The 24955-nt window shown below is 57.5% G+C and carries 21 protein-coding genes and 1 pseudogene; 11 read left to right on the top strand and 11 right to left on the bottom strand.

Features of this window, described 5'->3' with window-relative positions; all coding sequences use genetic code 11:
- The first annotated feature begins 35 nt into the window (after window positions 1-35).
- The 3 genes from gap (at window position 36) to NY406_RS06010 (ending at window position 2394) form a co-directional block, all read left to right on the top strand.
- On the top strand, window positions 36-1040 hold the full coding sequence (gap, locus tag NY406_RS06000; RefSeq protein WP_260533222.1) for a type I glyceraldehyde-3-phosphate dehydrogenase: 1005 nt from the start codon (window positions 36-38) through the stop codon (window positions 1038-1040).
- Between the two features lie 199 nt (window positions 1041-1239).
- The gene (locus NY406_RS06005) at window positions 1240-1713 is read left to right on the top strand and encodes a flavodoxin domain-containing protein (RefSeq protein ID WP_260533223.1); all 474 of its coding nucleotides are present in this window, start codon (window positions 1240-1242) and stop codon (window positions 1711-1713) included.
- 18 nt (window positions 1714-1731) lie between these two features.
- Window positions 1732-2394: a flavodoxin domain-containing protein gene (locus NY406_RS06010; RefSeq protein ID WP_260533224.1), complete on the top strand. Its 663-nt coding sequence runs from the start codon at window positions 1732-1734 to the stop codon at window positions 2392-2394.
- Window positions 2395-2481: 87 nt separating this feature from the next.
- Here NY406_RS06010 and dnaJ read toward each other — a convergent pair whose 3' ends face one another.
- The 5 genes from dnaJ to NY406_RS06035 form a co-directional block, all read right to left on the bottom strand.
- Window positions 2482-3693: a molecular chaperone DnaJ gene (gene dnaJ / locus NY406_RS06015; RefSeq protein WP_260533225.1), complete on the bottom strand. Its 1212-nt coding sequence runs from the start codon at window positions 3691-3693 to the stop codon at window positions 2482-2484.
- Between the two features lie 34 nt (window positions 3694-3727).
- Window positions 3728-4306, bottom strand: coding sequence for a nucleotide exchange factor GrpE (locus NY406_RS06020; RefSeq protein WP_260533226.1), 579 nt, complete (start codon window positions 4304-4306; stop codon window positions 3728-3730).
- A 23-nt stretch (window positions 4307-4329) separates the two neighbouring features.
- A complete protein-coding gene (hrcA, locus tag NY406_RS06025; protein ID WP_260533227.1) occupies window positions 4330-5400 on the bottom strand; it encodes a heat-inducible transcriptional repressor HrcA in 1071 nt (356 codons plus the stop codon).
- 168 nt (window positions 5401-5568) lie between these two features.
- Complete coding sequence (prmC, locus tag NY406_RS06030; RefSeq protein ID WP_260533228.1) at window positions 5569-6453, bottom strand: peptide chain release factor N(5)-glutamine methyltransferase; 885 nt, start codon at window positions 6451-6453, stop codon at window positions 5569-5571.
- A gap of 99 nt (window positions 6454-6552) precedes the next feature.
- Window positions 6553-6759 carry a hypothetical protein gene (locus NY406_RS06035; protein ID WP_260533229.1) on the bottom strand — a complete coding sequence of 69 codons (207 nt, stop codon included), beginning with the start codon at window positions 6757-6759 and terminating at the stop codon, window positions 6553-6555.
- 215 nt (window positions 6760-6974) lie between these two features.
- On the opposite strand from NY406_RS06035, the gene NY406_RS06040 reads away from it, so the two are divergent.
- Together NY406_RS06040 and proS are read left to right on the top strand one after the other, a co-directional pair.
- Window positions 6975-7715: a DUF4412 domain-containing protein gene (locus tag NY406_RS06040; protein ID WP_260533230.1), complete on the top strand. Its 741-nt coding sequence runs from the start codon at window positions 6975-6977 to the stop codon at window positions 7713-7715.
- A gap of 115 nt (window positions 7716-7830) precedes the next feature.
- Window positions 7831-9276, top strand: a complete 1446-nt coding sequence (gene proS, locus NY406_RS06045) for a proline--tRNA ligase (RefSeq protein ID WP_260533231.1) — start codon at window positions 7831-7833, stop codon at window positions 9274-9276.
- Between the two features lie 155 nt (window positions 9277-9431).
- Here the strand turns inward: proS and NY406_RS06050 are convergent, their stop codons facing one another.
- Window positions 9432-10019 (bottom strand): peroxiredoxin, encoded by a 588-nt coding sequence (locus NY406_RS06050; protein WP_260533232.1) that lies wholly within the window; start codon window positions 10017-10019, stop codon window positions 9432-9434.
- A gap of 209 nt (window positions 10020-10228) precedes the next feature.
- Between NY406_RS06050 and NY406_RS06055 the strand changes: the two genes are divergently transcribed.
- Window positions 10229-11530 (top strand): NCS2 family permease, encoded by a 1302-nt coding sequence (locus tag NY406_RS06055; protein WP_260533233.1) that lies wholly within the window; start codon window positions 10229-10231, stop codon window positions 11528-11530.
- 8 nt (window positions 11531-11538) lie between these two features.
- Entirely contained in the window at window positions 11539-12399 is an 861-nt protein-coding gene (locus tag NY406_RS06060) for a nitrilase-related carbon-nitrogen hydrolase (RefSeq protein WP_260533234.1), read from the top strand.
- 229 nt (window positions 12400-12628) lie between these two features.
- On the opposite strand, the gene ispE is transcribed toward NY406_RS06060, so the two are convergent.
- Window positions 12629-13489, bottom strand: coding sequence for a 4-(cytidine 5'-diphospho)-2-C-methyl-D-erythritol kinase (ispE, locus tag NY406_RS06065; protein ID WP_260533235.1), 861 nt, complete (start codon window positions 13487-13489; stop codon window positions 12629-12631).
- Between the two features lie 228 nt (window positions 13490-13717).
- On the opposite strand from ispE, the gene NY406_RS06070 reads away from it, so the two are divergent.
- Both NY406_RS06070 and NY406_RS06075 read left to right on the top strand, forming a co-directional pair.
- Entirely contained in the window at window positions 13718-14350 is a 633-nt protein-coding gene (locus NY406_RS06070; protein ID WP_260533236.1) for an SPOR domain-containing protein, read from the top strand.
- Window positions 14351-14372: 22 nt separating this feature from the next.
- Entirely contained in the window at window positions 14373-15503 is a 1131-nt protein-coding gene (locus tag NY406_RS06075; RefSeq protein ID WP_260533237.1) for a sigma-54 interaction domain-containing protein, read from the top strand.
- A gap of 41 nt (window positions 15504-15544) precedes the next feature.
- Here NY406_RS06075 and lnt read toward each other — a convergent pair whose 3' ends face one another.
- Entirely contained in the window at window positions 15545-17149 is a 1605-nt protein-coding gene (gene lnt, locus NY406_RS06080) for an apolipoprotein N-acyltransferase (protein ID WP_260533238.1), read from the bottom strand.
- 233 nt (window positions 17150-17382) lie between these two features.
- On the opposite strand from lnt, the gene NY406_RS06085 reads away from it, so the two are divergent.
- Window positions 17383-18483 carry a bacteriochlorophyll a protein gene (locus tag NY406_RS06085; protein WP_260533239.1) on the top strand — a complete coding sequence of 367 codons (1101 nt, stop codon included), beginning with the start codon at window positions 17383-17385 and terminating at the stop codon, window positions 18481-18483.
- Between the two features lie 167 nt (window positions 18484-18650).
- Here NY406_RS06085 and NY406_RS06090 read toward each other — a convergent pair whose 3' ends face one another.
- The gene (locus NY406_RS06090; protein WP_260533240.1) at window positions 18651-19055 is read right to left on the bottom strand and encodes a MerR family transcriptional regulator; all 405 of its coding nucleotides are present in this window, start codon (window positions 19053-19055) and stop codon (window positions 18651-18653) included.
- A gap of 67 nt (window positions 19056-19122) precedes the next feature.
- Between NY406_RS06090 and NY406_RS06095 the strand changes: the two genes are divergently transcribed.
- On the top strand, window positions 19123-20877 hold the full coding sequence (locus tag NY406_RS06095; RefSeq protein ID WP_260533241.1) for an ABC transporter ATP-binding protein: 1755 nt from the start codon (window positions 19123-19125) through the stop codon (window positions 20875-20877).
- On the opposite strand, the pseudogene NY406_RS06100 reads toward NY406_RS06095, so the two are convergent.
- Window positions 20861-22290 (bottom strand): annotated as a pseudogene (locus NY406_RS06100) (B12-binding domain-containing radical SAM protein). The gene NY406_RS06095 and the pseudogene NY406_RS06100 sit on opposite strands and share 17 nt — an antisense overlap.
- 5 nt (window positions 22291-22295) lie before the next feature.
- Window positions 22296-24929, bottom strand: coding sequence for a DNA mismatch repair protein MutS (gene mutS, locus NY406_RS06105; RefSeq protein ID WP_260533242.1), 2634 nt, complete (start codon window positions 24927-24929; stop codon window positions 22296-22298).
- Between the last annotated feature and the right edge of the window lie 26 nt (window positions 24930-24955).

A 24955-nucleotide genomic window follows, 5' to 3' on the forward strand; every position in this document is an offset into this window, starting at 1 on the left:
ATCGTTTTTGTTAAACCCATATATAAAGACCTGTTATGGCGAAAGTAAAAGTTGGTATCAATGGTTTTGGCCGCATTGGCCGTCTGGTTTTCAGACAGGCCATGGAGAATCCTGAAATCGAGATCGTCGGAATCAACGATCTGACCGATGTTAAAACCCTTGCCCACCTCCTCAAATACGACAGCTCCCACAAGAAATTCAACGGTGAAGTCAAGATCGAAGGCGACAATCTGGTCGTCAACGGCAGAACCATCGCCATCTGCGCGCAGAAAGATCCCGCTCAGCTTCCCTGGGCCTCGCTCGGCGCGAACCTTGTGGTTGAATCGACAGGCATCTTCACCAGCCGCGAAGCCGCCTCGAAGCACATCGCCGCGGGAGCGAAGAAGGTGATCATCTCCGCTCCCGCGAAGGACAAGGTTGACGCCACCATCGTCATGGGTGTCAACGACAAGAGCATCACCGGCGCTGAGGAGATCGTCTCCAACGCGAGCTGCACCACCAACTGCCTCGCTCCGATGGCCAAGGTTCTCCACGAGAATTTCGGTATCGTCAAGGGCTTCATGACCACCGTGCACGCCTACACCAACGACCAGAACATCCTCGATCTTCCGCACAAGGATCTGCGCCGTGCGCGTGCCGCTGCCTGCTCGATCATTCCGACCTCGACCGGCGCAGCCAAGGCGATCGGCGAAGTGCTGCCCGAACTGGCAGGCAAGCTCGACGGTTTCGCCATGAGGGTTCCGGTGCCGGACGGCTCGGTCACCGACCTGTCGGTCATCGTTGAAAAAGAGGCCACCAAGGAGGCGATCAACGCCGCCATGAAAGCTGCCGCCGAAGGCCCGATGAAGGGTATCCTCGACTACAACGTCGATCCGATCGTCTCCTGCGACATCGTCGGCAACGCCCACTCCTGCATTTTCGACTCGCCGCTGACCATGAGCTCCGGCAACATGGTGAAAATCGTCGGGTGGTACGACAACGAACTCGGCTACGCCACCCGCGTGGTTGACCTGCTCGGCATCTACTCGAAGTTCGTGTAAGCTCCGATACCTCGGAAGTTTTTAATCAGAAGGGCTGCCTGAAAAGGTGGCCCTTTTGCGTTGTAAACAGCATTTTTCTTATGGGACTTATGAGAGGAATGGTTGATCAGCTTGGCCCCTCCCGATTTTGCCGTGAAAGAGTAATGTCTTATTATTGAACTACATTTCGGAGTCAGGCTCAACCTAAACGCCAACGCCCATGACCAGCACCATCGACACGCCAAAAAAGGCCATTATCCTTTATGACAGCATGTCCGTCGGCGGTTCTGCAGACAGGCTGATTGATGCTATCGGCAGAAATCTTGCCCAGGCCGGAGCGTATGTGGAAAAAGCCCGCTGCAAGACCAACGCCGATTACAGCTTCGTTGAAGAGTTCGATCTTGTGATTCTCGGCGCGCCGATTTACTATCTGCTCGTCGCCTCGAAACTCAGTGGTTCGCTCTCGCAGAGCAACCTGAGAGCCGTCCTCAAAGGCAAGAAAGTGGCGCTCTTCGTCATCTGCGGCAGTCCAGAGCCGATGGCGCAGTTCCTCTACCTGCCACAACTCAAAATGCATCTCGACAACCCGGTGATCCTTGCCGAAAAAGCATTCGCTCCCGCAGAGACCAGCGATCAGAACGCGATCGCGGAGTTCACGAAGAACATTCTGGATGCTTACGACAAGGCACGCTGATTCAACAAAACTTACTCTATGACTCCCGACAACGAACGCCAGATGAGAGCCATTATCCTCTATGACAGCCGCTCCACTGGCGGTTCAACCGACAAACTGATCGACTCGATTGGCCAGCAGCTCGCTGAAACCGGAGCCTATGTCGAGAAAGCCCGCTGCAAGGCGACGGCCGACTACAGCTTCGTCAGTGAATTCGATGTCGTGATCCTCGGCGCTCCCGTATACTACCTGGTAGTCTCTTCGCAACTGCTTGGCGCACTGGTGCAAAGCAACCTGAAACGCTATCTGCGAAACAAGAGTGTCGCGCTCTTCGTAACCTGCGGAAGCCCCGAACCAATGGCCCAGACACTTTATCTGCCGCAGCTCAAGATTCATCTGATTCGTAACAGAATTCTCGCCGAAAAGGTGATCGCTCCGCATCAGGTAGCCGACGAAGAGATCATCGCCGACTTCGTGGACGAGATCGACGAGGAGTACCGCCGGTCGAGCAGACCCCGTTCTGGCTTCCGCGCCGAAAAGCTTCAGTGGAGCGATGAGGCCCGAGAGCTGGTCAACAACCTGCCACCATTTTTCGTCGACAAGATCAAGGCCGCCCTGTACACTTATGCCAAACAGAACGGGATAACCTACATTACGCCAGAGGTGCTCGATGCGGCCCGCTCCAGCTCCATGGGTATGTGAAGCAGAAAACTCGATACAAACAGAAAAGCCGTCACCTCGCGATGACGGCTTTTTATTTTTTCTGGCATCAGTAAAGCTGACAACGCCTCAGCTGAAAATATCCTTCGCCTTTTCGAAAATGCTCTTTTCATGGTTTTCATCGCCATGGTTCGGGCAGATGGCAGTCGATTTCTTCAGCTCCTTCAACAGGTCGCGATCCTTGCCGCTGACATCTTTCGGCACAAAAACATTCACCCTGACGTACAGGTCGCCGCTGCCGCCGCCTCGCAGGTGGCCGATGCCCTTGCCACCAATGCGGAGCATCGTGTTCGGCTGGGTGCCCGCCGGAATGGTCAGTTTAACGTGACCATCGAGCGTCGGCACGTCGATCTTTGTGCCCATAACCAGATCGGGGAAGCCGACCGAAAGATCGTAGATGATATCGTCGCCGTTGCGCTTGAACTGCTTGTGCGGCTTCTCCTCGATCACCACGATCAGGTCGCCAGGCGCTCCGCCCCTCGGTCCCGCATTGCCCTGCCCCTGAAGCGTCAGGTAGTTGCCGTCCTGCACCCCCGCAGGAACGGTGATCTTGACGGTCGTTTCGCCCTGCTTGATGCCTTCGCCATAGCAGGAGGTGCAGCGATCCTTGACCACCTGCCCCTCGCCGCCGCAGGTCGGGCAGGCCGAGATGTTCATGAACTGCCCGAACATCGTCTTGGTAGCCTGGCGAACCTCGCCACTTCCGTGGCAGGTCGGACAGATCTCGGTTTTGCCGCTCTTCGAACCGGTACCGTTGCACTCCTGGCAGATGACCTGCTTCTTGATTTTGAGCGTCTTCTCAACCCCCTTTGCGATCTCTTCGAGCGTCAGCTTAAGGCGAATCTTCAGGTCAGTACCGTGAATGCCAGCCGAGCGTTTGCGTCCGCCGCCACCGCCGGAAAAGCCGCCGCCAAAGACATCTTCGAAACCGCTGAATGGCGATCCGCCGCTTCGCGCCCGACCACTGCCGCCACCGAACATATCATTGAAAGCGCTGAAAATATCGTTGATATCACCATATCCCGCGCCACCAGGACCGCCTCCCGAGGCAGCTGACGAACCGACGCCCGCATGGCCGAACTGGTCGTAGCGGCGGCGCTTGTCATCGTTGCTCAGAACTTCGTACGCCTCGTTGACCTCTTTGAACTTCTCCTCGGCCTCTTTGTTGTCGGGATTCTTGTCCGGGTGATATTTCAGGGCCAGCTTGCGGTAAGCCTTCTTTATTTCATCCTTGTCCGCCGATCGGCTGACGCCAAGAACTTCATAGTAATCTCTCTTCATCGTTTATACTCTCACTATTTATATCTGAACCTGGTTATTTGGCGACGATTACCTTGGCGTGACGGATCACCCTGTCGCCAAGCGTGTAGCCGGTCTGGTACTCCTCGACGATGGTGTCGGGTTCGGCACCCGGCGCATCGATCTGCGTGATCGCTTCGTGGAAGTTCACGTCGAGCACCTTGCCTTTGGCCTCAATCTCCTTGACTCCCTTGCGCTCGAGCAGCGACATGAAGTTTTTGCGGATCAGCTCCACCCCCTCAATGAAGGGTTTTGCCGCGGCCATCTCCTGCATTTCGGTAGGAATGTGGCTCATGAGGCGCTTCAAATCATCGATCAGCGGCAACAGGTCGCGCACCGTGTTCTCCAGCATTCGCGTACCGGACAGCGCGGCTTCGCGCTCCTTCTGCTTCCGGAAGTTCTCGAACTCTGCGGCGCGGCGCATCACCTCTTCGCGAAGCTTCTGGATTTCGGCGTCCCTCGCCGCAATTTCGGCCTCCATGTCCGCCTCGGTCGCCGCAGGAATCGCCGCCGTCTCTTCGGCAGCCGTCTCAGCCGCCTCAGTGTTGATAGTCTCCTGTATCTCTTCCTGTTCCTTGTGGTGCTTTTTAGTCATAATTGCAGCTAAAGTATTGATAATTAATTATTTCCGGAGAGCGCCTCGGAGAGGCAGCCCGCCATGTAGTTCACCACGCGCACGGCGTGCTCGTAATCCATCCGCTTCGGCCCCATGACGCCAACCCTGCCGATCATCTTGCCCGCGAAGTAGGGCGACGAAACAATGGTCAGGTCGGCGGCGTTGCCTGTGCGGTTCTCGGTGCCGATGCTGATGGCCACCTCGCACTCGCGAATCTGGCGAAGTGCTGAGGGAACCGCGTTATCGACAAGCCTGGCCATGCCGAACTTGTCCTCGATCATGGTGATGATGTCGCGCACCTTCTCGGGATGCTTGAACTCGGGCTGATCGACGATGTTCTCGGTGCCCGAAACATAGAGCCGTTCGAGAATGGAGGATTCATCGAAAAGCGTATCAGCTGAGCTGACGATACTGTTCATCAGCCCCTCGCTGCCCTTGAAGTCCGAAAGGCGCTTGCCGATGGTGCTACGAATCTCTTCGAGCGTCAGCCCCGAGAGGCGTTCGTTGAGCACATCGACCACGGCATCAATCTTCTGCCGCGATATTTCCGCGTTCAACTCCATGACGATGGTCTTGACAAAGAGCGACTGGATGGCAATGACCACCATGATCCGCGACGAGGCGAGCTGCACGATGTCAAGGCGTTCGAAAACCGCGTTGGAGAGCCTCGGCGGCAGCACTACGGCGAGCTGCCGCGAGATGCTGCCCAGAACCCGTGCCGCCGCGCCCAGCACCTCGGCAGATGTGCCTTTCAGCTCCGAATTGCGACTGCTGAAACGATCATCGATCATCCGCTTTTCCTCTTCATCGATCCGGCTGACGTTCATGATCAGATCAACGTAATAGCGATACCCCTTGTCGGTCGGCACCCGACCGGCGGAGGTGTGCGGCTGGCTGATGAAACCGTCCGCTTCCAGGTCGGCCATGACGTTGCGAATGGTGGCGTCCGACAGGCCGAGGTTATAGTTTCGCGCGATGGTGCGCGAACCGACCGGCATCGCCGACACGACGTATGACTGTATGATAATACCGAGAACCTGACGTTCACGCAGGGTCAAATCACGATAATTCATCTGGTAACTGCCTGTACTTGAATACTGATTGCGCATGTAGCCGTGCGGCAAAACCGCTTGTGACCGGTATTCATCAACAACGTAAAAGCCCCGATAGTTGCTTAGAGACCCGTGTCACACAACGGCAAATAATATACAGAAAATTAACTTTGAATGAACCGCAAGGGCTTACTCCGCAATGCAGGAGAGCACTCGGTCGAGCTTGTTGTAATCCTGCATGACCTCGATGTCACCGAAGCCGGTGCCAAGCAGATTTTTGACGCCCTCCGCACCGTCGGCATGAAGCTCAAAGCAGAGCACGCCCCCCTTGCGAAGCAGCACGGGAGCGGCGGCGGCGATGCTCTCGTAATACTCGAAACCCTTCGGCGCAACCAGCGCAAGGCGCGGCTCGTACTGCTTCACCTCCGTTTGCAGTGTCGTCCACTCCGCTTCCGGAATGTAGGGTGGATTGGAGATGAGCAGATCGAACGGACCGCCAACAGCATCGGCAAACGAAGCGCTGAGCACGTCAGCCTCGACGAAGGTGATGCGCTCGCTTACTCCGTGCGCCTCGGCATTGCGGCGGGCCGCCTCCAGCGCATCGGCAGAAACGTCGGCTGCGGTGACGCGAGCGCCCGGCAGCCGCAGTGCGAGCGTGATGGCGATGCAACCACTGCCGGTGCCGACGTCGAGAATCGACGGAGTATCTGCTGACGCGAGGCCACTTGTGGCAAGCCGCTCCATCGCATGTTCAAGCACCAGCTCGGTCTCCGGACGAGGAATCAGTACACGCTCATCAACGAAAAACCGGTAGCCGTAAAAAAACGCTTCACCCGCAATGTACTGCACCGGCCTCCCCTGCATCCGCTCCCGACAAGCCGCCCGGAACGCCTCAAGCTCTTTGAGCGTCAACGGCCGCTCGTGATCGAGATAAAGCTGAAGCCGTTGCAACCCAAGCACATGCCCCAAAAGCAACTCCGCCGAAAGACGAGGCTCGTCGATCTTCTTCTCGGCAAAAAACGCGATGGTCGTCCTGAGCAGCTCGACAAGGCTCCACACTTTCTCTTCGGGCATGACTGGCGGTTTGGGTTATGGAATTGGGAGGTATTTACGAATTTTGGAGGGGCGAGGCAATGGGAGAAAACCGATAGAAATGACTACGGCTCAATACTTTTAAAAAGAGAAATAAAACCACCCGGCGGCAAGCGCTATTGCCGACAAAACCAGCACGACGATATTTCTGAGAAGCTTCTTCGAAGGCACAACCGGCAGGTTCACTATCCGTTGCGGGATTTTGATCTCGACCGGGGCGTCAGAACTTTTCTCGGGCTGCGCCGCAGGCCTGTTCGGGCTGGCATGGGTGATGGATTTGGTGCTCATGGAGCTCTTCTGACGGATTGGTTTTTATCGCACGATGCTCGTTGAAGATACGCTTTTTCAGATGAGCGAAGGGTAGAGCCCAACAGGGGGAATACGCAGGTCTGCCCCTACAAAAAGAAACGCCTCGAAATAACGTCGAAAAATAGACAAGCTGTTCTTTCCGCCTCCGTTTTTTTTGCGATATTTTGCCAAACACCAGCAACCGATTCTGACCGATGAAACGACTACCAGGCCTTTTCGCAACCCTGCTTCTCCTCATTCTCGCCCTCCCGGCGAGCGCCCACGCGGCGTTCACTGGCGAAATGAATATGAAGCTCACCATGCCGAACGGCACGGCCAGTATCACCTACCTGTTCGGCACGCGCGATCAGAAGATGGACATGACCATGCAGCTCGACCGGATTCCCGAGCCGCTCAAAACGACCATTATCACCCGCAGCGCCCGACCCGACGAGGCGACCATCGTGAATCACAAATCGAAAAGCTGGAGCGTCATGAACCTGCGGAGCGCCGCCGAGAGCGCTACCTTGCTCGATTTCGACAGCAACTACCGCTTCATGCGCGTCGGCCCGGAAACAGTCAAGGGCTACCCGTGCGAGCACGTGCGGCTCACGAGCAGCACCGACACGCTCGATCTCTGGATTTCAAAGGGGCTGGCCGACTTCTCGACCTTCCGGCTTCTGCAATCACAGAATCCACGCCTGTCGAACACCTCGCTTTCGCGCGTGCTCAAGCAAAACGGCGTCGATGGCTTTCCGGTCAAAATCGTCCAGAAGAACGAGAACGGCCTCTATATCATGGAGCTGAAAAAGGTTACCCCGAAACTGGTTGCCACATCAAGCTTTCGCGTTCCGGCGGGCTACCGGCAAACCGAACCCGGCCAGACCAACATCGACAAGCAGCAGAAAGAGCATCTGCGCCAGCTCATGGAGAAGATGAAAAAGTTCGAACAGTGAACGGTTCCGGCTGAACGATGTTATCTGCTTTCATTTCATTACTTTTATAAAACCGTATTCGCGCGGAGGCACCCAGCCTTTGCACTTCCTCATAATTCAAATCGCAAGCATTACCGTGGCTGATAAAATCACTTCGAGGCAGCAGGACTACTCTCAATGGTATATCGACCTTGTCCGGTCGGCAAAACTGGCCGACTATTCGGACGTTCGCGGCTGCATGGTCATCCGCCCGAACGGCTACGCCATCTGGGAAAAGATGCAGGCGGCGCTGGACGGCATGTTCAAGGCAACCGGCCATGTGAACGCCTACTTCCCGATGTTTATCCCCGAAAGCTTCATCGCCAAAGAGGCCGAACACATCGAGGGTTTCGCGCCGGAGTGCGCCGTGGTGACGCATGGCGGCGGCGAGGAGCTGGCTGAAAAACTTTACGTTCGCCCCACCTCGGAGACCATCATCTGGTCGTCGTACAAGAAATGGATCCAGTCGTACCGCGACCTGCCGATTCTCATCAACCAGTGGGCCAACGTCGTGCGCTGGGAGATGCGCACCCGCCTGTTCCTGCGCACCACCGAGTTCCTCTGGCAGGAGGGCCACACCGCCCACGCCACGCCGGGAGAGGCGCAGGAGGAGGTGATCCGCATGATTAACGTCTATCGCACCTTCGCCGAGGAGTACATGGCGATGCCGGTGATCGTCGGCAAGAAGAGCGAGAGCGAGAAGTTCGCGGGCGCGGACGCCACCTACTGCATCGAGGCGATGATGCAGGACGGCAAGGCGCTGCAGGCGGGCACCTCGCACAACCTCGGCCAGAACTTCGCCAAAGCGTTCGACTGCCAGTTCCAGACGAAAGAGGGCGTGCTCGACTATGTGTGGGCAACGAGCTGGGGCGTTTCAACACGGCTCATTGGCGCGCTCATCATGGCGCACTCCGACGACAAGGGCCTCGTACTGCCGCCAAAACTCGCTTCACGGCAGGTGGTGATTATCCCGATCCTCAAGGGCAACAAAGACGAAGTTCGTGCTCATGCGCGTTTCATCGCCAGGGCGCTGAACCATCACGGAATCCCGACCTTCGTCGATGACAGCGAGAACAACTCACCCGGCTGGAAGTTCGCTGAGTACGAATTGCAGGGCATTCCTGTGAGGATCGAGCTTGGCCCGCGCGACATCGAGCAGGGCAAGTGCATCGCCGCGCGCCGCGACACGCTCGAAAAGACCGAGTTGCTGCTCGATGAAGCGCTTCCGGCCAATATCGAGGAGATACTGAACAACATCCAGCAAAACCTCTATGACCGCGCTCTCCAGTTCAGGCAGAACAACACGGTCGAAGCCGCAACATGGGAAGAGTTCAAGGCAAACGTAGAAAAAGGATTTGTCATCGCCCACTGGGACGGCACGGCTGAAACCGAAGCGCTCATCAAGGAGGAGACCAAAGCCACAATTCGGGTGATACCCACTGACGCGGAATACCGCCAGCAGTACAACATGGACGAACCGGGAACCTGCATCCGCAGCAGCAACCCGGCATCGCAGAAGGTGGTGTTCGCCAAGGCGTACTGAGAAATTGCAGAACGGGGCGGGCACCATACCCATCCCTACAGTTTTCATCCTCCTCGCCGCCCACTTTTTGCCATAAAAAAAGCTTCCCCGCGATACTGCATTGCAGGGAAGCTTTTAAATCGAGGGCAGCCCATACCTGTCGAAGCTGCCCTAACTTATTCTGCGAAATACTCTTTAAGGCCCTCGTCGGTCGGCTTCATGGCCTTGTCGCCCTTGTTCCAGTTGGCCGGGCAGACCTCGCCGAACTCCTCGGTGAACTGAAGCGCATCGACGATACGGAGCACCTCGTCGATGTTCCTGCCGAGGCCGAGATCGTTGACCACCTGATGCTTCACCACACCTTCGCGATCGATCAGGAAAAGGCCCCTGAGCGCCACGCTGCCGTCAGGGGTGAGGACGTCGTAATCCTTGGCGATGGTCTTGTTGATATCGGAAATAAGCGGATAGGTGACGCCCTGAATACCGCCTTTGCTACGAGGAGTGTTAAGCCAGGCGAAGTGCGAGAATTTGGAGTCTACCGAGCAGCCGAGCACCTCGACATTGCGCTTTTTGAACTCATCGATCTTCTCCTGAAAAGCGTGCAACTCCGTCGGGCAAACGAAAGTGAAGTCGAGAGGATAGAAAAACAGCACGACATATTTGCCCCGATACGCTGAAAGCTGACAGGAATCGACGAAGGTCGAGCCGTTGACGACTGCAGCTGCATTGAAATCCGGGGCTGGACGGCCTACGAGTACACTCATGATTGTATCCTTTTTGATGATTGTTTTTTTGATCCTTAAATAAGACTTATTTAGTCCAAAATAAAAAACCGCAAGAAAGTGTCAAACAGAAAACTGAACTATTTTCAATCACTCCCCAGTCATGTCTATTGTGAATCGCTCCCGGATACGGATTCTGTCGCATTATTCGTATTTTTCACCATTATCGGAACTTATCAGTTATCACACCCATGCGGAACTTCTTTGAATTCGACAGGCACGGAACGAGTTACCGGCAGGAGTTTCTGGCGGGCCTGACCACCTTTTTTACGCTCTCCTACATCATCGTGGTCAACCCGGCTATCCTCGAAGCCGCCGGAATGCCGCGCGGCGCTTCGATGACCGCCACCATCCTGACAGCGGTGTTCGGCACGGTGCTGATGGGCCTGTATGCAAAGCGCCCCTTCGCCGTCGCGCCGTACATGGGCGAAAACGCCTTTATCGCCTATACGGTGGTCAAGACGCTCGGTTATTCGTGGCAAACAGCGCTCGGCGCGATTCTGGCCAGTGGTGTGCTCTTCACGCTCATCACGCTCACCGGCGCTCGCAAGTGGCTGGCCGAAGCGATTCCACCAACGCTCAAGCACAGCTTTGCGGTGGGCATAGGCCTTTTCCTCGCCTTCCTCGGCCTTTCCAACATGGGCGTGGTGGCACTCGGCGTCCCCGGCGCTCCGGTCAAGCTCGGCGATCTGACAACAATTCCGGTACTCTGCAGCCTTGGTGGTCTGGCTCTCACTGGCGCGCTGCTCGTGCGCAGAGTCACCGGAGCACTGGTGATCGGCATGGCTGCAACGACAACGCTGATGCTCTCGCTCGGCTTGCTGCAACTTCCACAAACCCCCTTCAGCCTGCCGCCTTCGGTCGCGCCACTATGGCTACAGGTCGATATTACCGGCACCCTCACCTGGGGCTTCGTCGGAGTAATCCTGAGCGTGCTGGTGATGGATTTCGTCGATACGATGGGCACGCTGATCGGCCTCTCCGCCCGCGCCCGGCTGCTCGACGAGAACGGCAACCTGCCGGAGATCGAAAAGCCAATGCTTGTCGATGCACTCTCGACCACCGCTGCCGCGCTCTTTGGCACCACCACCGCAGGGGTGTTCATCGAATCGGCCTCGGGCATCGAACAGGGCGGCAAGACAGGCTTCACGGCACTCGTGGTGGCGGGGTTGTTCCTGCTCGCCCTCTTCTTCGCGCCGATCCTGACCATTGTGCCGCCACAAGCGTACGGGCCAGTGCTCGTACTGGTGGGCATGTTCATGATCGAATCTGCGGGTTACTTCGATTTCAACGACTACACCGAGCTGCTCCCCGCCTTTCTGACCATCGTCATGATGCTCTTCACCTTCAACATCGGCGTCGGCATCACGATGGGCTTCATCAGTTGGGTGGTCATCAAGGCGCTGGCGGGAAGATTCCGCGAGATCAACGCCGGCATGACCGCGCTGGCGATCATCTCCGCAACTTTCTATATTTTCTATCCTTACCATTGAGAGAACCGATGCTCAAGTCAAAGCTCAGAATCGTCCAGTCGGACTGTACGCTCGCCAATTTCGAGGAAAATCTCGAACGGCACATCACAGCCATCGAAACTGCGATCCGGAACGGCGCGGACGCTATCGCCTTTCCGGAGCTGTCGCTGACCGGCTACAACGTGCAGGACGCCGCGCAAGACATGGCGATGCACATCGACGACCGGCGGCTCGATCCACTTCGCGAGCTGAGCCGCGACATCTGTATCTTCTGCGGGGGAATCGAACTGAGCGACGACTACGGCGTCTACAACTCGGCTTTCATGTTCGAGGATGGCGCGGGCCGGAGCGTGCACCGAAAGATCTATCTGCCGACCTACGGCATGTTCGAGGAGCTGCGCTATTTCTCGGCGGGACGGCAGATAGAGACCGTGACCTCGCGACGCATCGGCAAGGTCGGTGTCGCTATCTGCGAGGATTTCTGGCATATGTCGGTGCCCTACCTGCTGGCCCACCAGGGGGCGAAGCTTTTGCTTGTGCTCATGTCGAGCCCGCTGCGCCTCTCACCCGGTCAGGGCGTTCCGGCCATCGTGACGCAGTGGCAAACCATCGCTTCGACCAGCGCGTTTCTGCTCAGTTGTTACGTCGCCTGCGTCAACCGCGTGGGCAACGAGGACAGCTTCACCTACTGGGGCAATTCGGCAGTCACCGCACCCGACGGATCAATCGCGGCATCCGCGCCGATGTTCAGCGAGCACAGCTTCGACGCGACTATCGACTACTCAGTGGTCAAGCGGGCAAGGCTCCAGTCATCTCACTTCCTCGACGAGGACACCAAGCTCTTCGCCTCGCAGCTCGAAACCATGCTGAGCGCAAACCGCCGGGGATGATGGGATAGATTATTGTTCAGGCGATGAAAGCTCTTGAACAATTGCCCCGGACTTCAGTCCGGGGTTTATGGATAAAACAAAATAAATCTGGGCTTTAGCCCAATTTCTTTTTATGGAAAACCTCCACCCCGGCTTGAAAGCCGGGGCAATGCTCGTTGCAAGATTTTTAATGTCCAGCGCGGGCTGAAGCCCGCCTGAATGTAAAAAGGATTCCCCCGCCCCTCCCCTCTCACTTCATCCGGAAACCTGCCGGAGTCATGTTGACACGGAAGCGGGCGCTCATCGCTTCGGCGGCCTTGACCGCGTCGGAGCGCTCTTTGTAAAGGGCATAAACCGCAGAGCCGCTGCCGGAGAGCGAGACGAACTGGGCGCCAGAGGCCGCGAGCGCGTCGCGAACCTCGCGCGCCACCGGATAGTGCTCGAACACCACCGAGGCGAAATCGTTCTCAAAAACGCCGAGTACCGACGTGTCCCTCTCGTTGCAGAGACGGCGAACAAGGGTTTTCAGGTCGGGCACCGGGCGTTCGAACTGACGATGGAAGTTTTTGTAGGCCCATGCGGTCGGCACCTGCACCTCCGGGAAGACCGTCACCACGTGCCAGGGCAGGGCAAGATTGAGGTCTTCGAGCTCCTCGCCGATGCCCGTTGCGTAGGCAAGTCCTTTCATTTCGAGGAAATAGGGCACGTCTGCGCCGAGTTTGACGGCAAGTTTGTGCAGCTCTGCCGAGGGCACGTCGATCTGCCAGAGCTTGCACAGAGCGTTGAGCGTCGCCGCCGCATCGCTGCTCCCCCCGCCGAGACCCGCGCCAAACGGCACCCGTTTTACCAGCTTGATAGCCGCCCCGCGCTTCACCCCAGTATGCTCCTGCAGCGCTTTGGCAGCGCGGATGCAGAGGTTCGAGTCATCAACCGGCAGATCGAGATTGGTGCACTCCATTGAGATGGCGTCAGACTCGGTGAATTCAAGGGTATCGAACCAGTCGATTGGCGCGAAAATCGTTTCAAGAGTGTGATAGCCATCAGCCCGGCGGCTGGTGATGAGCAGACCGAGGTTGATTTTGGCGCAGGCTTTGACCGAAAAGTGCTTCATGGAGCGATTGATTTTATCGTAAAATATTTCCCATATTCACTCTAAGACCCTGCCGCAGGGATACTCCGGCGGGCTGAAACTGTGCAACGAATCTCTCACCGACCCATGTTCACGATGCGTAATCCTCTATTCATTTTTCTATGCGTCATGGCTGGTATGAGCTTGCCATGCCAGCAACCCGCGGCAATGGCGGCCAAAACCTCATATGCTTCCGAAATCGTGAAAGATGTGAGAGAAGATAAGGTTTATTTACTGGAAAAAATCCGCAAGCAACTCACAAAGCCCTCGGAAAAGATTCTCGTCGAGGCGCTCCTGACCGAAGATGGCCCGAAAGCGGCAAAACTGTACCGGAAACAGCTTGAGGAGCATCCCGATCCTCAACTCGATCCGATAAGCAGCTCGCGGCTGGCTGCTTATGAGTTTGCAGTATCGACTACCCCCGGCCTGCCGGTCATGCAGGCGAGGGCTTCGTCGGATTCGCGCCCTCCAGTGATGGCCATCGCCCAGCCGCTTCAGCCAAACCAGTCTGCCAGCAAGCCCGATTCGTCACTCAAACGCACGCCTCCGCCAGTTGCCCCTGCCCGTGCCACAAGCAAAGGTGACACCGTCAGCACCAAGATGGCACCACCCCCTGCGCAGACTACGGGGGGAAATTTCACGCTTCAGTTCGGCAGCTTTGACAGCATCACCAATGCCGAGCAGCTGGTCGCGCAGCTACAATACACAGCCCCGGCCCGGGTGCAGCAAATCAACGGAGTCTACAAAGTGCGCCTGAGACGCACATTCACGACCCAGCAGGAGGCCGTAGCTTTCGCGCGCACGCTTCCGATCGAATCAATCGTCGTGCCACCGCAACCATGACCATGATACAGATCAAGCGAGCATGAGCCGCAGCATCGAATTCATCGGGCGGTCGGCGGGCATCGTCCAGCTCAGGGAGCTGGCCATGCAGGTCGCCGATACTGACGTCACGGTGCTCATCACTGGAGAAACCGGTTCTGGCAAGGAGGTGCTGGCCCTCTTCATCCATGACCACAGCCGCCGGGCGGGCAGAAGCATGATCCCGGTCAACTGCGGTGCGATCCCGTCGGGCATTCTCGAATCTGAGTTGTTCGGCCATGAAAAGGGTGCCTTCACCGGTGCGGTACAGGCAAGAAAAGGGTACTTCGAGAGTGCTGACAAAGGCACGATCTTTCTGGATGAAATCGGTGAAATGCCGCTCGAAACGCAGGTCAAGCTTCTGCGCGTCATCGAAACCGGCCAGTTTCAGCGGGTCGGTGCATCGGAAACGATCTCTACGGACACGAGGATCATCGCGGCCACCAACCGCAACCTCAACCAGGCGGTTGCTGAAAAGCACTTCAGAGAGGATCTTTACTACCGCCTCAGAAGCGTGGAGTTGCTCATTCCACCGCTGCGGGAGCGCGGCAGTGACATTCTGATGCTGGCCGAACACTTTGTGCACGAGTTCGAGCGGAAGCACGCCATCGCCTTCGAGGGATTCAGTCAGGAGTCAGGCGAGCTGATGCTGCGCTACCCGTGGCCGGGCAACGTGCGGGAACTGCGCAATCTGATCGAATCGCTGCTCATCCTCGAACGGGGTAAGAAGATCACTCCCGATATTCTCGAAAAACATCTGGTGCAGCGCAGCCGCCACAAGGGGCTGGTGCATGAACCCGGCAAATCGGAGAAAAACGAATTGAACCTGATCTACAGCAGCCTCATCCAGCTCCGCCAGGAGATCGGCGAAATCCGGCAGATGCTTCAACAGGCGCTCCTCTACCGCCAGCCAACGTCGCCGCTGCTGCTGCCGGCTTTCCCTGCACAGCCACTCGCACAGACTTCACCAGCGCCTGCGGCCCAAGATGAGGCTCCGGTAAGGCTCGAAGAGCTGGAAAAACGCGCCATCGGGGAGGCCTTGGCAAAATTCGACGGAAACAAGCGCAAGACCGCACAGGCCCTTGGTATCAACGAGCGGACGCTCTACCGCAAAATCAAGGAGTACGGGCTGTAGAGAGAATTAAATATTCTTGCCCACAACCTCCACGTTTTCGCCTACCGTCGCTTCCTCACCACCGCCGCCAGCGCCAGCACACCAGCAATCCCCAAACATGCCTGGGGCACCAAATCCGGATGGATCGTGTAAAAAGTGATACCGCTTTCAAGTGGCACATCGGCAGTCAGCACCGACTGTTGCCACCAGGGCGTTTCAGCGTAACTGCGCCCACAGGTATCGTAGAAGAGCGTCACACCGGTATTGGCACAGCGGGCCATAGCCCGGCGGTTTTCGATGCAGCGGAGCCTGCCGATGGCCGCATGTTGCCATGGACCGTATGAAGTGCCATACCAGCCATCGTTAGTGACAAGAGTCAAGAACTGCGCACCTCGTCTGACAAACTTCGATACCTGACCGGGGAAAATCGATTCATAGCAGATAATGTTGGCCATCCTGACCAACTGCCCTTCACGACTTGTAAAGCGCATAACGGTAGTCTCCCGTCCTTTCGCCCAGCTCGATATCCCCGACATCGAAAAGCTGAGCTTCTCCAGCCACGGAAAATATTCCGAATAGGGAACCCGCTCTCCGAAAGGCACAAGGCGCATCTTCCGGTAAATCTGCACCGGGCCACCTGCCGGACGCAGAAGCATAGAGGCGTTGTAAGCGGCATACTCCACCCCGGAAGCAGCCACAGCCTCGCCCCTCGCAGAGTTCGGGAAGACCGGCACCTCATCAGGGAATCCGGTCAGCAGGGGTGCATCCCAGCGCATGACCATGCGCATGACCGAGTCCATGTACGGCTTGTTTTCCGGCAAGCGGATATAAAACGGTATGGCGGTTTCCGGCCAGATAATCAGCTCCGGACGCTCCCCGCGCACCGCTTGCCCGGTCAGGCTGTAGAGCCGTGACAGGGTCTCTTCCGGGCCGAGGCCATCCCATTTTTCATGAGGATCGATATCCGGCTGCACCAGCGCAACGCGTACTTTAGAATAAGTATTATCCAACGCCGTATTCCGGAAAACCTGCCGCGCGTAGAAGAGCGGAGTAGCAATCATCACAAGCATGACCATCACGATACCCGCCTTCACCTGAAACGTCTCCTTTCCCCTGAAAAGCAACAGCGCAAGCACATTGAAAGTCAACAGCCAGAAACTGATTCCCCAAACGCCTGTCAAATCGGCATACTGTACCATCCAGAGCAGATTGGCCTGCGAATTGCCGAAGGTCAGCCACCCGAGCGAAAAATCCTGCTGCATGTAAGCCCACTCCCACCCCGTCCATATAAAAGGCAAAGCAAGCAAGGCTGATCGAAAACCGGCTCTCTTCTTGAAATAGTAAAACACCACCAACGGCACGCTTGAAAAGAGTGACTGCACAAACACGGTGAGAATGCCGCCAACCATGGTGGCGAGGCATACCCACCAGAGCGTGATGAGACAAAACAAAAGCATCGCCATCCAGCTCTTTCTGAAAAAAGGGCCGAAACGTTCTTCGTGTTCAAGAGAAAGCAATAACGGAACCAGGGCTATCCATGCAAGAGGTTCGAGATGAACGGTGGGCCAGGTCGGAAAGGAGATACCGAGTAGCAGGCCGCTTAGGAGTGGCAGAAAAAAAGTTCTCGAGAGTAAACGAGGCCAGGCGCCTTTATCAGCATCACTCATGACGACGCCCCTTTACAGAACAGGATAATGGACAGAAACAGCTCGCCTGAGTCATTGCAAACACCATTGAAAGGAAACTGAGAGATGGGCGCCGGAAGCCGGGAAGAGACATATTTTACTTTACTTATTAATATTTATTCTTTAAATTTGTTTCAAGCTGTTATAACAGGAAGCAACCCAGTGTTTTTCCTGAAAATACCATTTTAAACGCCACCAGAAAAAGGAGAATCATTATGGCTCTTTTCGGCTCAAACGACGTGACGACCGCTCACTCCGATTATGAAATCGTACTTGAAGGCGGTTCCAGCTCCTGGGGAAAGGTGAAGGCCCGGGCTAAGGTCAACGTACCTCCGGCCAGCCCTCTGCTTCCTGCAGACTGCAATGTCAAGCTGAATGTAAAACCGCTCGATCCGGCAAAAGGTTTCGTTCGCATCTCCGCCGTTTTCGAGTCGATTGTCGACAGCACCAAGAACAAGCTCACCATCGAGGCCGACATCGCCAACGAAACCAAGGAGAGAAGGATCTCCGTCGGTGAAGGCATGGTCTCGGTTGGCGACTTCAGCCACACCTTCTCTTTTGAAGGCTCCGTAGTGAACATGTACTACTACCGCTCCGACGCGGTCCGCCGCAACGTGCCCAACCCGATCTACATGCAGGGCCGTCAGTTCCATGACATCCTCATGAAAGTTCCGCTCGACAACAACGACCTCATTGATACCTGGGAAGGTACCGTGAGAGCCATTGGCAGCACCGGCGCGTTCAACGACTGGATCCGTGACTTCTGGTTTATCGGCCCCGCCTTTACTGCTCTGAACGAAGGCGGCCAGAGAATTTCGAGGATCGAGGTCAACGGCCTGAACACTGAGAGTGGCCCTAAAGGTCCGGTCGGCGTTTCCCGCTGGCGCTTCTCGCACGGCGGTTCCGGTATGGTCGATTCTATCTCCCGCTGGGCGGAGCTCTTCCCGTCAGACAAGCTTAACAGGCCCGCACAGGTTGAAGCTGGTTTCCGCTCCGACTCGCAGGGTATCGAAGTCAAGGTTGACGGCGAATTCCCCGGCGTATCGGTCGATGCAGGCGGCGGCCTCCGCAGAATCCTTAACCACCCGCTCATTCCGCTGGTTCACCACGGCATGGTTGGCAAGTTCAACAACTTCAATGTTGATGCCCAGCTCAAGGTTGTCCTGCCAAAAGGCTACAAGATTCGTTATGCGGCGCCTCAGTACCGTTCGCAGAACCTCGAAGAGTACCGCTGGAGCGGTGGCGCTTATGCCCGCTGGGTCGAGCACGTCTGCAAAGGCGGCGTCGGACAGTTTGAAGTTTTGTACGCTCAGTAAGCAAGCGACAATAGTTTCGAATGCAAAAAAAGACCGGCCCTCGTGCCGGTCTTTTTTTTATTGAATCAAAACCGAGTCAGACCCCGATTTTGATAACAATTTGAGTTAAGACATCTACCGCAGAATCAATATGAGCAAGAGGGTCTCATCTTCGCCTCTTTTATCACTCACCCCAGAAGCTCCAGAATATCCTCGATCTCATCCTTGATTTCGAGAAGCAGCATCCTTCGGCGCTCGCCGGTGATCTCGAACTCTTTCTGCTCCTTTGAAAGCTGCTTCTGCAGTTTCAGTATCTCGTTGGTTTTGTGATCAGCACCAGCATTATCAACCTTGCCGCCCTTGACCATCTGGCTCGCCTTGTTCAGCTTGTACCCTTTTTCGTACACCAGATCCTTGATATTGAGCACCATGGCAATATCCCGGTTGGTGTAGCGCCGGTTCCCTCGAGTGTCCCTTGCAGGAGCGAGCTCGCTGAAATAGTCCTCCCAGTAGCGGAGCAGGTAAGCGGGAATGCCGGAAATCCGGCTTACCTCACCTATCGAATAGTAACTTTTGCTTGATTCAAAGGCCATCGTAGAAGTCCGTTTTGATTTCGCTTCACTTATTATACATTAAGTGCGTCACATCAAAAAAGAACGGATGAAAAATCTGCTGGCCCTGCGCCCATATCTTTTTCGCTACCGGAAATCGCTTGCCGCTGGCATCGTGTGCGTTGTCGCCACCAACTTTTTCGCCATCGCCGCACCACGTTATCTCGGCGAGGCAATTGACCTCATGGGCAAGCCGTTCGAGATGCACGAAATCCTGCACAAGACCGGCCTCTATATTCTCTTCGCCGCCCTTAGCGGCATTACGCTCTATCTCGTTCGCCAGCTCATCATCGTCACATCCCGGCATATCGAGTTCGACCTGAAGAACGACTACTACTCGCACCTGCAAACCCTCTCCGCCTCGTTTTACGACACCACCGGATCAGGTGAGCTGATTTCACGCGGCACCAACGACCTGAACGCCATCCGCGACTTTCTCGGGCCGGGCATCATGTACTCGATCAACACGCTCTTCCGGCTGTTCTTCGCCATCGGCGCGATGCTTGCCATCTCTCCGCTCCTCACGCTTTTCGCGCTGCTTCCTGCGCCATTTCTGAGCTGGTCGGTTTACAAAACCGGCGTCTCGCTTCAGTTTCAGTCAAAAAAAATCCAGGAGAACTACGCCTCCATCACCAACCTCGTGCAGGAGAATATCTCCGGCATCCGGGTGGTCAGAAACTACAATCGCGAGGAGTGGGAGACCAACCGGTTCGAGGCACTGAACCGTGACTATTACGACAAGAACCTGCGGCTCGGCAGAATCCAGGCGGGATTCATGGCTGTGCTGACCGCGATGACAGCGCTATCGCTAATACCGGTCATCTGGGCGGGCGGCCTCGGTGTGATAAACGGTACGATGAGCATCGGCGACATCGCCCAGTTCGTGGTTTACGTAACGATGCTGAGCTGGCCGATCATCTCGATCGGCTGGGTGACCAACATCATCCAGAAGGCGGCAGCAGCGCAGGGCAGGCTGGATGAGATATTTAACGCGAAGCCAGAGATCGTCGAACCGACCTCCAGACAGGCGAGCGAAACAAAGAAGCCGCTCAAGGGTGAGCTGGCGTTCGAGCATGTCGGCTTTGCCTATCCCTCGCAGCCCGACCGCCAGGTGCTGCACGACATTTCGTTCACCGTCGAGCCGGGCACGAAGGTGGCCATCGTCGGGGCAACCGGCTCCGGCAAATCGACGCTTGTCAACCTGATTCCGCGCCTGTACGACCCGACGAACGGGCGCATCACCATCGCCGGGCAGGATATAAAATCCCTGTCGCTCGGCGCGATCCGGCGCACCATCGGCTTCGTGCCGCAGTCGAACTTCCTCTTTTCGGACACGATCCGCAACAATATCGATTTCGGCAGCAACGGCGGCGGTATTGACGTGATCGAAGCGAGCCGGATCGCCATGCTGCACGATGATGTGACCGATTTTCCGGATGGCTTCGACACGATGCTCGGCGAAAAAGGCATCAACCTGTCGGGCGGCCAAAAGCAGCGTGCCTGCATCGCACGGGCGCTCCGGTGGCATCCATCGATTCTCGTGCTCGACGACGCGCTCTCGGCGGTCGATACCGCCACCGAGGCCAGCATCTTCGACGGCCTGCTCAAGAAGCTGCCCGAAACCACCATCGTGCTTATCAGCCACAGAATCTCGACTGTGAGGAACTGCGACCGCATTATCGTGCTGCACGACGGCGCCATCGCCGAAAGCGGCACCCACGAAGAGCTGCTCCAGAACGGCCGCTACTACGCCGACCTCTACATGCAGCAGATGCTCGAAGAAGAGATCAGCGCACTAAGCTGAGTTCCGCAAGCTGCCGCCGCAAATCCTTTCTCGACAACCCGTACATGTGCACGTAGAGCATGTTGAACATCAGCACTGCCGAGCGGAGCGTGGGAGCGCGCATCGCCCGTTCGATGGCTCGGCGGGGGTGAAAACTTTCGAAGTGAGCTCGGTGTAGCTCGGGATGAACTCTTCGAGGCTCATCTGCTTTGGATAGTAAAGCATCTCCTGCCCCCATGAAAAGCGGAAGGCGTCGTGGTTGTAGCTCGGGTGCAGCAACCGTCCCTCGGCGGCAAGGCGATCGAACACGCCGGTGCCCGGAATCGGGCGCAACAGGTTGATGCCGGGTACGTCAACACCCGCCTCGTCGATGAAGGCGTCGATCCGCTCCGGCATGGCGAGCGTGTCGCCATCGAGGCCGTAGATGAAGCTGCCATAGACGCAGATGCCCGCCTTGCGAATCTCCTGGATGCAACGCACCTGCCGCTCGGCGGGGTTGTGGAATTTGTGGTGCGCCCGGTTGCTTTCGTCGGCGAGGCTCTCGATGCCCACCAGGAGCGCCCCGCAGCCGGAGCGGGCGAAGATGTCGAGCAGCTTCGGATTTTCGCCGAGCAGCGTGGTGGCCTGGCCAACCCACTTGATGTTGAATGGAATGAGCTTCGAGAACAGCTCGGCGGCATAGGCCGCGTCGGCGTTAACCGTGTCGTCGAGGAAGAAGAAGATGCGGCGATCCTGCTTGAGAAATTGCTCCACCTCGCGCACCACCTCGCCGACCGGACGGTGGCGCAGCTTGTGGCCGTTCATGACGTGCACATTGCAGAAGTCGCAACTGTAGGGACATCCGCGCGTGGTCTGCACGACATTGGTCGTGAAGTAGCGGTTGATCTGGAGCGCGGATTTATCGACCGGGCGCGGTGCGGAGAGATCGGGAAAAGCCCCCTGCCGGTACTCGGCTTTGAGTGCGTCGCGCCGCAGATCTTCGAGCACCTCGCGCCACAGCTCGTCGGCCTCGCCGATCACCAGCGTATCGCCGTGCTCGCGGCAGCGCTCCGGAAAGATCGAGACGTACGGCCCACCAAGTACCACCGGCACGCCGCGCTCGCGGAAGAGCGAGGCGACCTCGATGGCCGGTTTGACCGCACCGGTCTGGACGCTGATGCCAACCAGATCCCACGACCTGTCGAGCGGCAGCTTGTCGAAACGAAGGTCGCAGATCTCCTGCCGGACACCGGGAACATCGACCGAGCTGAGAATCATGAGCGAGAGCGGCGGAATGGCGAACTGCGCCCGCTTGATGACGGCACTCATGGCGCGATCTTTCAGCAGGGCGAGTCCGGATTTGGGTGTGCCTTCAAGCGACGCCGCGCCATCGACGCCACTTGAGGCCTGCACGAAAATAAGGAGAACCGAACGGGTTCGAGTCGCGTCGCTCATGTGAATCACGCTCCTTTGCCGAGCGCGATCTCCTGCAAGCGCTTCAGCTCCATCAGCGCGTCGAGCGGCGTAAGGCGGTTGATGTCGATGCCGGACAGCGCCTTGCGCAGGCGGCTCTCCTCCTCCTCGAAGAGCGAAATCTGGCGGGCCATGAGTTGCGATGAAGCCTGCCGCTGCACCGGCACCTCGACCTCGCGCCTCTCCATTCCGGCCAGAATCTCCCGCGCCCGCTCGATCACCTCCGGCGGCATTCCGGCCATTTTGGCCACCTCGATGCCGTAGCTGTTGTCCGACGCGCCACGCACGATCTTGCGCAGAAAGATCACCGTATCGGCGGTCTCGACCACCGTGGCGTTGAAGTTGACGATCCGCTCGAAGCGCGATTCCAGCTCGGCCAACTCGTGGTAGTGCGTGGCAAAGAGTGTGCGTGCGCGGAGCTGGTCGTGGATGTACTCGCACATCGACCAGGCGATGGACATGCCGTCGAAAGTACTGGTTCCGCGCCCGATCTCGTCGAGCAGGAGCAGGCTGCGCTCGGTGGCGTTGTTGAGGATGCTCGCCGCCTCGTTCATCTCCACGAGGAAGGTGCTCTCGCCGGAGGTGAGGTTATCCGACGCGCCGACGCGGGTGAAAATCCTGTCAACCAGACCGATTTCGGCAGACTCGGCGGGCACGAAACTGCCCACCTGCGCGAGCAGCACGACGAGGCCCGCCTGTCGCAGATAGGAGCTTTTACCGGCCATGTTCGGACCGGTGATGATGAGCAGCTGCTGGCTCGCGCCGACATGGCAGTCGTTTGAGATGTACGGCTCGTCCGCGCCGAGAATGCGTTCGAGCACCGGATGGCGTCCCGCCGTGATCGACAACTCCATGCCCTCGTTCATCGCCGGACGGCAGTAGCCGAACTCGTCGGCGCAACTCGCGAAGCAGGCGAGGCAGTCCAGCTCGGCCAGCGCAGCAGCGGTCGTCTGGATCGAGGCCGCCTGTTCGGCAACCGCGGCGCACAGCTCCTGAAACAGCCGGTGTTCGAGCAACTGGCTCTTCTCCTCGGCGGTCAGAATCTTCTCCTCGTACTCCTTCAGCGCCGGAATCATGTAGCGCTCGGCGTTGACAAGCGTCTGCTTCTTTTCGTAATACTCCGGCACCTTGTCGCTGTTGGCGCGACTCACCTCGATGTAGTAGCCGAACACCTTGTTGTACTGCACCTTGAGCGTCGAAATCGAGGTGCGCTGCCGCTCCTGCTGCTGGATTTCAAGCAGCCGGTCACGCGCCCCCGACGAGATCGCACGCAGCTCGTCGAGCTCCGCGTGATACCCGGCGCGGATGTAGCCGCCGTCGCGCAAAGTTCCCGACGCTTCGGGATCGAGCGCACGCTCGATAGTGTCGGCCAGCTCCGGCAGCGGATCGAGCCGCAGAGCCAGTTCACGCAACCGGAGCGACTGGCAGCCCTCAAGCAGGGATTTGAGCTGCGGAACCAGCGCGAGCGACGAACCGAGCTGGCGCACCTCTCGGGGCATGGCCCGCGAGGTGGCGATGCGGGCCAGCGCCCGCTCCAGATCGATGATGCCGCCGAGCGCCTGCCGCGCCGCTTCGCGCAGCTCCGGCGCATCGAGCAGCTCCCCGACCGCGTCGTGCCGATGCACCACCGGCTCCAGCTTTTTGAGCGGATGCAACAGCCAGCGCCGGAGCAGCCGCGCGCCCATCGGGTTTTTCGTCCGGTCGAGCACTTCGAGCAGGCTGCCGTTCAGCGTGCCGTCCTGCATCGAGGAGATGATTTCGAGATTGCGCCGCGTCTGGATGTCGAGCGTCATGGTTTCGCCACTCTCGACGAGTCCGATCCGCACGAGGTACTTCAGGCTTCCCTGCTTCGCCTCTTCGAGATATTGCAGGATGGCTCCCGCCGCAATCCGCCCTGCCTCGTACCCTTCGATGCCAAAGCCCTTGAGCGAATGGGTCTTAAAGTGGTTTTCCAGCACTCGCGCCGCCTGCTCATCGGTGAACATCCACTCGTCGAGCGTTGTGAAGAGCGCACCGCTGAAGAGGCTTTTGGCGAGGGATTCGTGAAGCTCCCTGTCGCGCGACGAGATCAGAATTTCGGAGGGGCGGAGCGACTGAAGAAAATCCTTCAGCTCGCCGAGCGGCAGTTCGGTCATGCGAAACTCGGCGGTGGTCACGTCCACAAACGCCACGCCCGCCATGTGCTCGCGCCCGCGCTTCACCGGCACAACGGCACAGAGGTAGTTGTTGTGCCGGTCGTCAAGAATCTTGTTGCTGTAGGTGATGCCCGGCGTCACGATGTCGGTGATCTCGCGCTTGACGATCCCCTTGGCCAGCGCCGGCTCTTCCACCTGGTCGCACACCGCCACCTTGAACCCTTTCGTTACCAGCTTGGCGATGTACCCTTCGCTGGCGTGATGCGGAAACCCGGCCAGCGGTATCTCGCCGGCACTGCCATTCGAGCGCTTTGTCAGCACGATATTCAGCGCCGCCGAAACCGTGACCGCATCGTCAAGAAAAGTTTCGTAGAAATCGCCCACGCGGAAGAGCAACAGATAGCCCGGATAACGCTCCTTGACATCGAGATACTGGCGCATCATCGGTGTCGGTTCTTTTGTGCGGCCCTGAGCGCTTTTTGCCATGATGAGATCGCGGGATGAGATTGTCG

This window comes from Chlorobaculum sp. MV4-Y (assembly GCF_025244685.1).
Classification (GTDB): Bacteria; Bacteroidota; Chlorobiia; order Chlorobiales; family Chlorobiaceae; genus Chlorobaculum.

Excerpts from the sequence above, each read along its gene's own strand:
- gap (WP_260533222.1), top strand. The coding sequence starts at position 36 with ATGGCGAAAGTAAAAGTTGGTATCAATGGTTTTGGCCGCATTGGCCGT.
- ispE (WP_260533235.1), bottom strand. The coding sequence starts at position 13,489 with ATGAAGCACTTTTCGGTCAAAGCCTGCGCCAAAATCAACCTCGGTCTG.
- NY406_RS06085 (WP_260533239.1), top strand. The coding sequence starts at position 17,383 with ATGGCTCTTTTCGGCTCAAACGACGTGACGACCGCTCACTCCGATTAT.
- NY406_RS06050 (WP_260533232.1), bottom strand. The coding sequence starts at position 10,019 with ATGAGTGTACTCGTAGGCCGTCCAGCCCCGGATTTCAATGCAGCTGCA.
- mutS (WP_260533242.1), bottom strand. The coding sequence starts at position 24,929 with ATGGCAAAAAGCGCTCAGGGCCGCACAAAAGAACCGACACCGATGATG.
- NY406_RS06055 (WP_260533233.1), top strand. The coding sequence starts at position 10,229 with ATGCGGAACTTCTTTGAATTCGACAGGCACGGAACGAGTTACCGGCAG.
- lnt (WP_260533238.1), bottom strand. The coding sequence starts at position 17,149 with ATGAGTGATGCTGATAAAGGCGCCTGGCCTCGTTTACTCTCGAGAACT.
- NY406_RS06040 (WP_260533230.1), top strand. The coding sequence starts at position 6,975 with ATGAAACGACTACCAGGCCTTTTCGCAACCCTGCTTCTCCTCATTCTC.
- NY406_RS06090 (WP_260533240.1), bottom strand. The coding sequence starts at position 19,055 with ATGGCCTTTGAATCAAGCAAAAGTTACTATTCGATAGGTGAGGTAAGC.
- NY406_RS06020 (WP_260533226.1), bottom strand. The coding sequence starts at position 4,306 with ATGACTAAAAAGCACCACAAGGAACAGGAAGAGATACAGGAGACTATC.
- NY406_RS06035 (WP_260533229.1), bottom strand. The coding sequence starts at position 6,759 with ATGAGCACCAAATCCATCACCCATGCCAGCCCGAACAGGCCTGCGGCG.
- NY406_RS06010 (WP_260533224.1), top strand. The coding sequence starts at position 1,732 with ATGACTCCCGACAACGAACGCCAGATGAGAGCCATTATCCTCTATGAC.
- prmC (WP_260533228.1), bottom strand. The coding sequence starts at position 6,453 with ATGCCCGAAGAGAAAGTGTGGAGCCTTGTCGAGCTGCTCAGGACGACC.
- NY406_RS06060 (WP_260533234.1), top strand. The coding sequence starts at position 11,539 with ATGCTCAAGTCAAAGCTCAGAATCGTCCAGTCGGACTGTACGCTCGCC.
- dnaJ (WP_260533225.1), bottom strand. The coding sequence starts at position 3,693 with ATGAAGAGAGATTACTATGAAGTTCTTGGCGTCAGCCGATCGGCGGAC.
- NY406_RS06075 (WP_260533237.1), top strand. The coding sequence starts at position 14,373 with ATGAGCCGCAGCATCGAATTCATCGGGCGGTCGGCGGGCATCGTCCAG.
- NY406_RS06005 (WP_260533223.1), top strand. The coding sequence starts at position 1,240 with ATGACCAGCACCATCGACACGCCAAAAAAGGCCATTATCCTTTATGAC.
- hrcA (WP_260533227.1), bottom strand. The coding sequence starts at position 5,400 with ATGAATTATCGTGATTTGACCCTGCGTGAACGTCAGGTTCTCGGTATT.
- NY406_RS06095 (WP_260533241.1), top strand. The coding sequence starts at position 19,123 with ATGAAAAATCTGCTGGCCCTGCGCCCATATCTTTTTCGCTACCGGAAA.